Here is an 11,746-nt window from a genome sequence, read left to right on the forward strand (position 1 = left end):
CCCATGATTGTGACTCACCCAGACAAGGCCTGGCGCAGCCATGATAAAAATAACCTAAAGCGTCCACGCTTGTGACTGACTCTGTTTTTAAGCAGATGCCCCGAGATACACCTCTTCCATAAGCGGCCTCAATGAGGCGATCTGAGAGCGAGTCTCGACCAACCATCCTACGGAATAATGAGGTGGGTCCTGTGGCAACACAATTCAAGTTATGTGGCGCAAATAAGCTAAATAGAAGCCAGAAACACACCGTTTGGCTATTTTGACTCTACAATCTTAAGGGGTTCATACCACCTCGGATTGGTTGCCATTGAGTGAAGGTAAAAAAGCCCCGCGGCTTGGCGAGGCTGAAGCAGAAAGATTAAGCTCAGGATTGCTGCAGAGAAATTCGGCTCAGGACTGCAGCAGCGCCAGCAGGCCGGCTTCATCCAACACCTTGACCCCAAGCTCATTGGCCTTGGTCAATTTGGAGCCAGCGGCCTCGCCGGCCACTACGCAGTCTGTCTTCTTGGAGACACTGCCGGACACTTTGGCGCCGAGCGCCTCCAGCTGCGCCTTGGCGTCAGTGCGGCTCATCTGGCTCAAAGTGCCGGTCAAGACCCAAGTCTGCCCCTTGAGCGGTTGCTCGTCTTCAGACGGCGCTTCGATGGCCGGCCAGGTCACCCCGGCGGCCAGCAGTTTATCTATCACCTCAAGGTTGTGGGGCTGAGCAAAGAAGTGCGCCACATGCTGAGCCACTATGGCGCCGACATCTTCCACTTCGATAAGCTGCTCGACACTCGCCTGCTTCAGGGCATCCAGCTCTTTGAAGTGCCGTGCCAGGTTGGCAGCGGTAGACTCGCCTACCTCACGGATCCCCAAAGCGTAGAGAAACTTGGGCAGGGTTGTTTGCTTGGCCGCTTCTATGGCCTGCACCAGATTGGTGGCCGACTTGAGCCCCATCCGCTCCAGCATAGTCAGGGCAGAAGCCGTGAGTGAGAACAGATCCGCCGGGCTCTCTACCAGCTCCTTATCGATCAGCTGCTCGACTATCTTGTCGCCCATGCCATCTATATCCAGCGCCTTGCGGGAAGCAAAGTGTTTGATGGCTTCCTTGCGCTGCGCTTCGCAGAACAAGCCACCTGTGCAACGGGCCACGGCTTCACCCTCGAGACGTTCCACCTGAGAGCCACAAACCGGGCATTGCGCCGGGAAACGGATCTCTTTGGCATCCTCAGGTCTTTTTTCCGGCACCACGGCAACCACTTGTGGGATAACATCACCGGCACGGCGAATGATCACAGTATCGCCAACTTTCACCCCAAGGCGGGCGATTTCGTCGGCGTTGTGCAAAGTGGCGTTGGAAACTGTCACCCCACCGACAAACACAGGCTTAAGCCTGGCAACCGGTGTCACGGCGCCGGTGCGGCCTACCTGAAAGTCGACCCCTTCGAGCAGAGTCATCTCTTCCTGGGCCGGAAACTTATAAGCGATGGCCCAGCGCGGTGCACGGGAGACAAATCCCAGTGTCTGCTGCGCTTCTATGCTGTTGACCTTGAATACCACACCATCGATTTCATAGGCCAAAGCACTGCGGCGCGCCATAATATCCCGGTAGTAGTCATCCACTTCGCTGAGGTCCTTGGCAAGGCGGATCTCACTGCTGACCGGCAATCCCCAGGTTTTAAGCTGCTGCAACTGCCCAAGATGGGTGTCCGCCAGCGGGAAGGATTCCGGCTCAACCACGCCCAATGCATAAGCGTAAAACGCCAGTGCCCGAGAGGCAGTGATCTTGGAGTCCAGCTGCCGCAAACTGCCGGCGGCGGCATTACGCGGATTGACAAACAGCTTGTCTCCCTTGACTCGGTTACGCTCGTTGAGCGCCTCGAAGGCCGCCTTGGGCATGAATACTTCACCGCGCACTTCCAACAGCGGCGGATAGTCATCGCCCCTGAGTTTCAGCGGCACCGCCCGAATGGTGCGAACGTTTTCGGTAATATCTTCACCGACCGCACCATCGCCACGGGTGGCGGCACGCTCCAACACGCCATCGCGATAGAGAATACTGACCGCCAGCCCATCGAGCTTGGGCTCGCAGCAATAGCTGAACTCGCCTACTCTGTCAGTCACCCGCTTATGGAAGGCGGCAAAATCTTCTTCGCTGAAGGCGTTGTCCAGACTGAGCATAGGTTTGAGGTGAGTTACCTGTTCAAATTTGGCCAGCGCCAGCCCACCGACTCTGAGGCTTGGCGAGTCGCTGCGTTGCAGCTCAGGGTGCTCGGCCTCAAGCGTTTTGAGCCGCTGCATCAGGCGGTCATATTCGGCATCGGGAATGCTGGGGTTGTCATCCACATAGTAGCGAATGTTGTGCTCGTTAATGGTGCTTATCAGCTGATCAATTTCGTTTTCAATGGCTTGCATAAAAATTCCGCACAAAACAAAGGCCGCAGAGGCGGCCTTGGATAGAGAGACTCACACTGGCTCCCTGATGAATATCAGCCCTGAGCCCGAATACGGCCCAGGTAGGCTTGTTTAGTGTCCTGATGCCATGGCTGACGTTGGCCGTCTAGCAGATCGGCACCAAGATCATCCGCCAATTGATGGGCGGAGTTGAGCATGATGGAAAAGTTCATCAGCGGATCGCCATGACAAGGTAAGGTCATAAACAGGACTATCCCTTGAGTGCTGAACTGTTCCATGTTGTCCGGATCAAACACCCCGGGTTTCACCATGTTGGCTAGGGAAAACAACACCCGCCCCGTACCAGCGTTATCTTCATGGCGATGGAAAATATTCATATCACCGAACTTGAAGTTCAGTGCCAACAAGCAAGGCAGCAACTCGGCGCCGCTGAGGCTCTCGCCTTCTTTGGCAACCACATGCAGTACCAAAACATCCTTGGGATCGGGCAACTCATCGTGGCGCGATTCTTCCTTGGCCTGCTCGCGGGTCTGTTGTTCAGTAGCCAGTTGTGGCTCTGGCTGACTATTTGCCTGATGACCGGCTTGGGCCGCTATTTGAGTGTCGTTGTGATTATCCGCGCCCAGCCCAAGCTCCATCTGCATTTCAGCCGTATCTTGGTCATCATCGAGATGCAACACTGGCTCTTGCCGTTGTGGCTTGCTATTCACTCTCGGCTCGGGTTTGGCCCCTGAGAGGGAAAATGCCTGTTCAGTTTCAGTCTCATCAACCTGAGGCGACTGGAAGCCAGGTTTACGCAACTTGCTGCTCTTGAGCTTGGGTGGCTTTTCATCCGGTGAGACTTTACGCACCCTCACCTCACCAATTCCATCGGCATCGAAACCTTCGCTATCACGCCGAGCCTGATCCTTATAGAAACCTGTCAGCGGGTTTTCTTTCAGCGACTTGGGCTGTTGTTTGCGGATAGACCAGAAACCGTGAACCAGCACGGCAATGATGGCAATCGCGCCCAATACAGACAATACCAGTTGCAAATCTTCCATTGGTTACCTGTTTTCCTATGGTTATCCGGCGTCGGCCATAGCCACCGCTTCTTCAATATCGACTGCGACTATGCGAGAGACACCCGGCTCATGCATAGTGACACCTATCAACTGATCAGCCATCTCCATAGTGAGCTTATTGTGGCTGATATAGATAAACTGTACGCTGTCCGACATCTCCTGCAAAAGACGGCAGAATCTGTCGACGTTGGCGTCATCCAAGGGTGCATCGACCTCATCCAGCATACAAAAAGGCGCCGGATTGAGCCTGAAAATCGCAAACACCAATGATAAAGCCGTCAGCGCCTTTTCTCCACCCGAAAGTAGATGAATCGTGCTGTTCTTTTTGCCCGGTGGCCGGGCCATGATGGTCACTCCGGTATCGAGTAAATCATCATCTGTCAGCGCCAGGTAGGCACTGCCGCCCCCAAATACCTTGGGAAACAACTCGCCCAGTCCGGCATTGACCTGCTCAAAAGTCGCCTTGAAGCGACTGCGGGTCTCTCTGTCTATCTTGCGGATCGCCTCTTCGAGACTAGCCAGCGCCTTGTTGAGGTCTTCATCCTGGGCATCGAGATAAGCTTTACGCTCTTTTTGCTGCTCATACTCTTCAATGGCCGCCAAGTTAATGGCGCCGAGGCGACTTATCTTGCGCCGAACCGATTCCAGTTCATCCTGCCAGGGCTCGATTTTTGCTTCATCCGGCAGGTTTGCCGCCACTTCATGCAACTTGATCTGTTGCTCGCTGAGCTGCGCCAATTGGCTGTCGGCCTGACCTTTTAAGCCCTCGCGACGTAACTTTAACGTGCTGATTGTCTGAGTCAAGTGCTCCAGTTGTCCAAGCTGTTGTTTTTGCTTTAAAGCTGTACTATCCAACTGCTGTTGCTGCTCGGCAAGTTTGGCCCGGGTGCGCTCAAGCTCCGTCTGCATCCTGTGTTGCTGCGCCAGCAATCCCTCCAGGCGTTGCTCCAGCGGTTGCAGCTCGGCGCTATCTGCCCCCTGCTGCGGTCTATCTAGCAATTCACTGCGCTTGTGCTCAGCCTGCTGCAACTGCTCGGTCAACTGTTTACGCCGCTGCGCTGCCAACGCCAAGGCGGTTTTCTGCTCCGCCAGAGTCCCGTTCAAGGTTTTTAACTGGCGCTCGAGTTCGCTCAGGCTGACTTTAAGGCTGTTTTTTTGCTGATTGGCCTCGTTGTGGCGCTCACTCAGCAATCGCTCCTGCCGCTGGCGCTCATAAAGAGTATCATCGGCAGCAAACTGACTCTCAATCAGCGTCTCCAGCTCAAACTGCTCCTGCTCGAGGCGCTCTTTTAGCTCGGCGATTTCCGCTTCTATCTGTTGCCTTTGTCTGAGTTCGCGTGCCGCCTGCTCGGTAGCCGCCTCACAAGCCATCACTGCGCGGGTCAACGCCAGTTGCTGTTGCTGTAGCGCCTCGGACTTGAGCTGCTGAGCCTGCCTTAATTCGTTGAACCTATCCTGAGCCGCAGTGGTTTGTTGCTGCACCTGCCGACTCTCACTTGCAAGCTTATCGAGCTCGGCCTGAATGGCGCCCTGCTCGGCGGTCAGCTTCACCAGTGACTGGCCATCCTCGGCGAGCGTCAGCTTTACATCATGCGCAAAAAGGTTGCCATCGCGGCAGAGGATCAACTCCCCCTCTGCCAGCCCCTGCTCGAGCAAGTTGGATGCCTGCTGCGCCGACTCGGCCCAGCGCACCCTGGCAAGCCAGGGGCTTAAGTTGACGCTAGCGCTGACCGGCCCCCAACTTTGGCGACGAGTCTGAGCAAAACCTTGGCCATCAAATGGTTTGCTGTCAGGATAGACAGCGGCGCGCATCAAGGGGCCAAGCCAAGCCTCAACCACTTGCTCCCAACCGGCCTCGACCTGAATGTCCTGCCAAAGCTGAATCAAGGCAGTTTGTGTTGCTTGCGTTGCTTGAGCGGCGCCTTCGAGCCACTGACTTATCAGTTCCAGGCGACCAGTTAGCCCCGAGCGGCGCTGCACCAGCTGTTGCTCCGCTTGTCTTGCCCGCTCCCACGTTTCCTGGGCCTCAATCAACTCTGCACCATGGCGTTCGACATCGGCCTTAGCTGCCGCCAATTGTGACTCACACAAGCTGACCTGCTGCTGAAGCTCAGCCGGGTTTGCCCCGTTATCGGCCTCAGGTTGCTGCAATCTTGCACTAAGCTTATCGAGCTGCTCGGTGCGCTGGGCATGTTGCTGTTTAAGATGCTGCTCCCGGGTGGCGGCGAGCTCCTGCTGATGCTTGATATCTCTGACTGCAGTCACCGCCTGTTGCAACTCACCGGCAAGGCTTTCACTTTGCGAGAGCGCCGCTTCATACTGTTGGCTCAGTTCAAACTGCTGCTCTTCCAGCACCTCCTGGCGCGGCAAATGTTGCTGCAAACTGTCATCCAGAGTTTGCTCCTGCTGCTTGGCCTGAGCCAGCTGTTCATTCAATGTGGCGATTTGCTGTTGCAGCGCACCCAATTCAGATGCCTGCTGTTTATCCCGCTCTTTGAGATACTTGAGCTGCTGCTCGATACGGGCGATTTCAGTGTTGTTGTGATAATAATCGGCAACCTGGCGCTGCTCCTTTTCACTGAGTTCATCCTGAGCCAGCTTTTGCCGAGTCAGGCTCAACTCCAACTCTTGTTTTAGCGCCTGCTGCTGGGCCAGCTCGGTCTCCAGCCTTTCTATCTCGCTGTTTTGCGCTTCGGTCTGCTCATTGAGCTCCAAGAAACGCATCACCAAGAGTTCAGCATGCAAGCGCCGCTCGCTTTGCTTGTATTCCCGATAGCGTTTGGCGGCCTGAGCCTGAATCGTCAACTTATCCAGTTGCTTACCCAGCTCGGAGCGAATATCCCCCAGGCGCTCAAGGTTTTCACGGGTATGGCGAATACGGTTTTCCGTGTCCTTGCGCCGCTCTTTGTAACGGGAGATACCAGCGGCCTCTTCGATAAAAACCCTGAGTTCCTGAGGTTTGCATTCGATCAAGCGGGAGATGGTGCCTTGGCCTATGATGGCGTAGCTGCGCGGCCCAAGGCCGGTGCCCATAAAGATATCCGTAATATCCTTGCGGCGGCATTTTTGACCGTTGAGAAAATAAAGAGCTTCGCCATCGCGGGAGACCTGGCGCTTGACGGAAATTTCACCGTAGTTGGCATACTGGCCGCCGATACGTCCAAGGGCGTTGTCGAATACCAGCTCAACGCTGGCGACAGAAACAGGCTTACGGGCACTGGAGCCGTTAAAGATAACATCGGCCATGGAGTCACCGCGCAGGTGTTTGGCCGAGCTTTCACCCAGCACCCAGCGCACGGCATCAATCACATTGGATTTACCGCAGCCATTAGGGCCAATAATGGCCGTCAGCGGATTGAGAAAAGGGATTTTGGTAGCATCGACAAATGACTTGAAGCCAGCGAGTTTTATCTGTTTGAGTCTCATATTTGCCGTTGGATGTCAGTGCCGATTGTTTTTGTTTTGCGGGCCAATCCTGAAGGAAATTCAATAGCCTGATTGAAACGCCGCCGTCCTGGCCCAAGAAGCTGTATAAGCGCTGTCACTTTAGCAAAGCGGGCCGCATTTTGTAACGCTTTTTATTCCCTTGGCTGCGTTTTTCCCTTGTTTTCGTGGCCTTGGTTGCTCAAAATCGGCCTAAGTATTCTTTTATTGAGAGTAAGTGGTACATGTCCGCATCTTCAAGACCCGCCAAGAGCGGCGTCAACTATTTTCTCCAAGGCTTTAGCCTGATCAAGCAACCGGGCTTGCGCAGCTTTGTGTTTATTCCGCTGATGATCAACCTGCTGTTGTTTGCCGGCGTCATCTATTTTGCCATAGGCCAACTAGGAAATGTGTTTGCCTGGCTCGAAGGCCAACTGCCGGACTACCTCAGCTGGCTTAATGTGATCCTCTGGCCACTGGCGATTATCACCCTGCTGGTGCTGCTATCGTTTATCTTCAGCTCCGTGATGAACTGGCTGGCAGCGCCATTTAACGGTCTGTTGGCCGAAAAGGTAGAGCAACTGCTGACCGGCAAGCCGCTCAATACCGGCGGCACCTTAGATTTAATCAAGGATCTGCCGCGGATCCTCGGTCGTGAATGGCAAAAGCTGGCATATTACCTGCCACGAGCCATACTGATCTTACTGCTGTTTTTTATCCCTGTGATTGGCCAAACCGTTTTCCCTGTGGTCTGGTTTATCTTCAGTGCCTGGATGATGAGCATCCAATACTGTGACTATCCTTTCGATAACCACAAGGTGGCATTCAAAGAGATGAAGTTTGCCCTGAAAAATACCAAGGGTAGCAGTATGAGCTTCGGCGCCGCCGTCACTCTGTTTTCCATGATCCCTATAGTCAACTTTATCGTGATGCCGGTTGCCATTTGCGGTGCCACTTCCATGTGGGTCGACAAGTATCGCGAGGCCTATCGCAATCCGGCCATAGCGCCCGATTAAACGTCGTATCCATGAAGATTAAGGCTGCAACAATAATCTAGCTGACGTTGCATACCGCCACCAATGGTTTGGCGGCGGTATGCATATAACAGGAATACTCGGGGCCTTGGCCTAATCATCCCGGCATAAAATTACACTGGGTTTGGAATATCGATAAACTCATGTTCGAGATCAAATTCTCGAGCCAAATGTTCTCCCAGGGCCTTGATACCAAACCGCTCTGTAGCATGGTGACCAGCACCGAAGTAATGGATCCCCTGCTCCACCGCGCTATGGAAAGTGCGCTCTGACACCTCTCCGCTGATAAAGGCATCTACCCCCAAGGTCGCGGCGGTATCGATATAATCTTGAGCGCCGCCAGTGCACCAAGCCAGCTTTTGTATAGATTTATCACCGCCATCCAAGTGTAGAGGCGCCTGCCCCAAACGTTGCTCAAGCAAGGCACTCAAATCTTTGGCTGTCATTGGTGAATCAAATACACCTTGCCAAAGCAAACCTTGAGCGACAGTCTCCACCGCCTCTGGCTCTATAATCCCAAGCGACCGGCCCAATTCGGCGTTATTACCCAGCACAGGATGGGCATCGAGCGGCAAATGATAACCGAACAGGTTAATGTCGTTGAGCAATAAGGTCTTGATCCGTCGCTGTTTCATTCCGGTCAGTACTTCGGGCTCATTCTTCCAGAAAAAACCATGGTGCACCAATAGGGCATCGGCTCCGGCTGCCACTGCCCGGTCAATCAATGCCTGGCAGGCGGTCACACCTGTGACTACTTTGCGAATTTCGCCCTTGCCTTCAACCTGCAAGCCATTGGGAGCATAATCACGAAATTTATCCAGTTGTAACAGTTCGTGCAGATATTGTCTGAGTTCCTCTCTTTTCATGGGGTTTCCTGTCGATTCAGATGCCGATATATGCCGACATTCTAGCACAGCAAGTCCTTGGGGTTGAGTTCACAATTCCGCGTCAGGAGGTCGGTTTCAGACCCCAAAGCGGGCAAAAGCTGCGCCCTTGGACACAAGTTTGCTGCTTTTTGGCCTGCAAATTGGACATTTCCGGCCTTTGACTTATAAAATTATCGCAAACCTTCAAGTAACTCTAAAAACAAACAGGTTATGAATATGGCAAAACTGACCAAAGAAGAAGTTATCAGCGCACTGCAGCAAGCTCTCAGTGAGCAACAGGGCAAAGCAGTGACCATTGAACAAAATGGCAGCTGGTACAAAATCGATGGCGGTAAATCACTGCGTTTCGCTGAACTGGAACAGATGCTGGCAGATAGCGCCAAACCAGCCAAGGCTGAAACAAAGCAGGAAAAAACCAAGGCGGCCAAGCCTGCTGCAAAGCCCGCCGCTAAGACCCAACCCAAACAGGCTACGCCTGCCAAAGCCGGCAACCAAGGGGGCAAGACTCCCAAAGAACTGTGGCGTGAAAAACTGGCGGCCGGTAATCACAAACTGCCTCGTGGTTTTTAATTGTTCCATCCAAAACAAAGGCGCCTCTCGGCGCCTTTGTTTTATCTGTTATTGGCTCAAAGCTTACACAGTCAAATCACATAGCCAGGTCGACCCGGACGCTACCCTGCAGATAAACCACCCGCACTTCATCGCCTACCTTGAAGGTCATGCCGGGATCTTCGTCTTGTATGATCATCACCTGGGTTTCATCTTCTTGGCGTATCATCAACTCCACCAACTTGAGTTCACGATAGTAACTGCTGTCACCATATTGATGACCAATACCGGCGCCGAGCAGAGCACCCAGCACGGTTGCCACATCCTGACCACTACCACCACCGAACTGATGACCAATCACGCCACCGAGCAAGGCACCACCGAAGGTTTTCCAGCCGCGATTTCTGTCTTCCATCAGCTGTTTTTCGGTGATTTTCCGTACCGATTCCACCTGGCCGTAGAGTACTTTCTCAACCGGCTGAGCCTGATTTCTATCATAACCGGCATAGAGGGACTGGGTTCCTGCTGCGAGGGACAATGAGAGCAGCAGCATTGCATTCAGTATCAGTTTCCACATAGCTGTTTTTCCGCTAACTTATAAGAAGGCCCTGAGCAGAATCATACGCAATTGTGAACCTACTGTCTTTCTTAAATCATGAGTTGGATCCTTTCCCGTCGCCTGAGCTGGCGCTGACGGATCCCAACGGCCTATTGGCCATTGGCGGCGACCTGCATCCCAGGCGGTTACTCAACGCCTATTACGAGGGTATTTTCCCCTGGTTCAATACCCATGACCCCATTCTCTGGTGGTCTCCGGATCCCCGCGCCGTCTTTGTTCCTGGCAGCATCAATATCTCCCGTAGTCTACGCAAGTATTTGAAAAAGCAGGATTGGACTTTCAGCATCGACCGAGCCTTTGCCGATGTGATGGCCGGCTGCGCCATGCCGCGAAAAGATCAGCCCGGCACCTGGATAACCGAAGAGATCCGTCTGGCCTACCAGGAGCTGCACCACTTGGGCCATGCCCACTCCTTCGAGGTCTGGGACAATGATCGCCTGATAGGTGGCCTGTATGGCCTGGCCGTGGGTCAGGTGTTCTGTGGCGAGTCCATGTTCCACCGTAAAACTAACGCCTCCAAGGCGGCCTTTATCGCCCTGCACCAATATGCACTCAAGCAGGGTTTCAGACTTATCGATGCTCAGGTGATGAATCCGCACCTTGAGAGCCTCGGAGCCAAGAGTTTAAATCGTAAAGATTTTCTCGCACTCTTGAAACAGTTCAGGGACGGTAGTCTTGCCAGGGATTGCTGGCAAACCGATGAGGTCAAACTTGAACTCTGATACCCATGCCATTGCCATAGGCCTCAGCCAACCCTTTGCCTGCAGCTACCTGAGCGGACAACAGGAGCAGTTATTGGTGATCCAGGAAGATGAGCTGGACTTGTCACTGTTTGAGCGCCTATTGGCACTGGGGTTTCGCCGCAGTGGCGGCGCCATCTACAAGCCCCGTTGCCCTCACTGCAACGCTTGTCAGCCCATCAGAGTCCCGCTGGATGAATTTCGCCTGTCCAAAAGACAAAAACGCACCCTGGCTAAAAATCGTGACCTGCACTTTCGGATTGTGACCGAGGAAACCCCGGCTCACTATCCCCTCTATGAGCGTTATATCTGTGCCCGCCACAGTGACGGCCCCATGTATCCTCCGAGCGAAGAGCAGTACCGTCATTTTCTCGCCTGTGAGTGGCTCAGTCCGGTGTTTATCGAACTTTGGCATGGTCAGCGACTGGTTGCCGTGGCGGTGACAGATCTCCTGCCCCAGAGCCTGTCAGCCATCTACAGCTACTTCGACCCGGACTACAGCGATAGATCCCTCGGGAGCTTACTGGTGCTGCAGCAATGCCGCCTGGGCAAATTGATGTCGAAATCGTTTCTCTATTTGGGATATCAAATAGATAACCACGACAAAATGGGTTACAAGCGACTCTACCGCCCCTATGAGATCCTCGGCGTTCAGGGCTGGCAGAAAAGCGACAATCACTGAGGCCTCCCCTTTACAGCCGTTGTAATTTGCGGCATGATACGGCGGTTTTTTACATTCGAGGCTAACGGGATAACTGATTAATGGCGAAAGAAGACAACATTGAGATGCAAGGGACTATCCTTGAAACCTTGCCAAATACAATGTTTCGGGTTGAACTGGAAAACGGTCACGTTGTGACTGCTCACATTTCCGGTAAAATGCGTAAAAACTACATCCGAATCCTGACCGGTGACAAGGTCACTGTGCAGCTGACTCCATACGACTTGAGCAAAGGCCGCATCGTCTTCCGCTCACGCTAAGATCCCAGTTATTTCTCAAAAGCCGGCTGTGCCGGTTTTTTTGCTGGTG

Annotated in this window: 10 protein-coding genes; 5 read left to right on the forward strand and 5 right to left on the reverse strand. The window is 53.6% G+C overall.

The window, feature by feature from the left end; translation table 11 throughout:
- Positions 1-393: 393 nt before the first annotated feature.
- The 3 genes from ligA to CBE72_RS06100 all read right to left on the reverse strand — a co-directional run bounded on the left by ligA (position 394) and on the right by CBE72_RS06100 (position 6,890).
- Positions 394-2,400: an NAD-dependent DNA ligase LigA gene (gene ligA / locus CBE72_RS06090; protein ID WP_100142757.1), complete on the reverse strand. Its 2,007-nt coding sequence runs from the start codon at positions 2,398-2,400 to the stop codon at positions 394-396.
- Positions 2,401-2,474: 74 nt separating this feature from the next.
- Positions 2,475-3,443, reverse strand: coding sequence for a cell division protein ZipA (gene zipA, locus CBE72_RS06095; RefSeq protein WP_100142758.1), 969 nt, complete (start codon positions 3,441-3,443; stop codon positions 2,475-2,477).
- Positions 3,444-3,464: 21 nt separating this feature from the next.
- On the reverse strand, positions 3,465-6,890 hold the full coding sequence (locus CBE72_RS06100) for a chromosome segregation protein SMC (protein ID WP_100142759.1): 3,426 nt from the start codon (positions 6,888-6,890) through the stop codon (positions 3,465-3,467).
- 242 nt (positions 6,891-7,132) lie between these two features.
- Between CBE72_RS06100 and cysZ the strand changes: the two genes are divergently transcribed.
- Entirely contained in the window at positions 7,133-7,903 is a 771-nt protein-coding gene (cysZ, locus tag CBE72_RS06105) for a sulfate transporter CysZ (RefSeq protein WP_100142760.1), read from the forward strand.
- A 131-nt stretch (positions 7,904-8,034) separates the two neighbouring features.
- Here cysZ and CBE72_RS06110 read toward each other — a convergent pair whose 3' ends face one another.
- Positions 8,035-8,787 carry a Nif3-like dinuclear metal center hexameric protein gene (locus CBE72_RS06110; RefSeq protein WP_100142761.1) on the reverse strand — a complete coding sequence of 251 codons (753 nt, stop codon included), beginning with the start codon at positions 8,785-8,787 and terminating at the stop codon, positions 8,035-8,037.
- A gap of 237 nt (positions 8,788-9,024) precedes the next feature.
- Between CBE72_RS06110 and CBE72_RS06115 the strand changes: the two genes are divergently transcribed.
- On the forward strand, positions 9,025-9,378 hold the full coding sequence (locus CBE72_RS06115; protein WP_100142819.1) for a hypothetical protein: 354 nt from the start codon (positions 9,025-9,027) through the stop codon (positions 9,376-9,378).
- A 76-nt stretch (positions 9,379-9,454) separates the two neighbouring features.
- On the opposite strand, the gene CBE72_RS06120 is transcribed toward CBE72_RS06115, so the two are convergent.
- Complete coding sequence (locus CBE72_RS06120) at positions 9,455-9,934, reverse strand: outer membrane lipoprotein (protein WP_100142762.1); 480 nt, start codon at positions 9,932-9,934, stop codon at positions 9,455-9,457.
- A 53-nt stretch (positions 9,935-9,987) separates the two neighbouring features.
- On the opposite strand from CBE72_RS06120, the gene aat reads away from it, so the two are divergent.
- The 3 genes from aat to infA all read left to right on the forward strand — a co-directional run bounded on the left by aat (position 9,988) and on the right by infA (position 11,697).
- Entirely contained in the window at positions 9,988-10,698 is a 711-nt protein-coding gene (gene aat / locus CBE72_RS06125; protein ID WP_100142763.1) for a leucyl/phenylalanyl-tRNA--protein transferase, read from the forward strand.
- Positions 10,676-11,398: an arginyltransferase gene (locus CBE72_RS06130; RefSeq protein WP_100142764.1), complete on the forward strand. Its 723-nt coding sequence runs from the start codon at positions 10,676-10,678 to the stop codon at positions 11,396-11,398. The genes aat and CBE72_RS06130 overlap by 23 nt, the downstream gene beginning before the upstream one ends.
- A gap of 80 nt (positions 11,399-11,478) precedes the next feature.
- Positions 11,479-11,697, forward strand: a complete 219-nt coding sequence (infA, locus tag CBE72_RS06135; protein WP_005500725.1) for a translation initiation factor IF-1 — start codon at positions 11,479-11,481, stop codon at positions 11,695-11,697.
- The last annotated feature ends 49 nt before the right edge of the window (positions 11,698-11,746 follow it).

The organism is Shewanella carassii, assembly GCF_002777975.1.
GTDB lineage: Bacteria > Pseudomonadota > Gammaproteobacteria > Enterobacterales > Shewanellaceae > Shewanella > Shewanella carassii.

Bases quoted from the DNA above. Each gene is read 5' to 3' on its own strand.
- infA (WP_005500725.1), top strand. From the start codon at position 11,479: ATGGCGAAAGAAGACAACATTGAGATGCAAGGGACTATCCTTGAAACC.
- CBE72_RS06120 (WP_100142762.1), bottom strand. From the start codon at position 9,934: ATGTGGAAACTGATACTGAATGCAATGCTGCTGCTCTCATTGTCCCTC.
- zipA (WP_100142758.1), bottom strand. From the start codon at position 3,443: ATGGAAGATTTGCAACTGGTATTGTCTGTATTGGGCGCGATTGCCATC.
- CBE72_RS06100 (WP_100142759.1), bottom strand. From the start codon at position 6,890: ATGAGACTCAAACAGATAAAACTCGCTGGCTTCAAGTCATTTGTCGAT.
- CBE72_RS06110 (WP_100142761.1), bottom strand. From the start codon at position 8,787: ATGAAAAGAGAGGAACTCAGACAATATCTGCACGAACTGTTACAACTG.
- CBE72_RS06130 (WP_100142764.1), top strand. From the start codon at position 10,676: ATGAGGTCAAACTTGAACTCTGATACCCATGCCATTGCCATAGGCCTC.
- CBE72_RS06115 (WP_100142819.1), top strand. From the start codon at position 9,025: ATGGCAAAACTGACCAAAGAAGAAGTTATCAGCGCACTGCAGCAAGCT.
- cysZ (WP_100142760.1), top strand. From the start codon at position 7,133: ATGTCCGCATCTTCAAGACCCGCCAAGAGCGGCGTCAACTATTTTCTC.
- ligA (WP_100142757.1), bottom strand. From the start codon at position 2,400: ATGCAAGCCATTGAAAACGAAATTGATCAGCTGATAAGCACCATTAAC.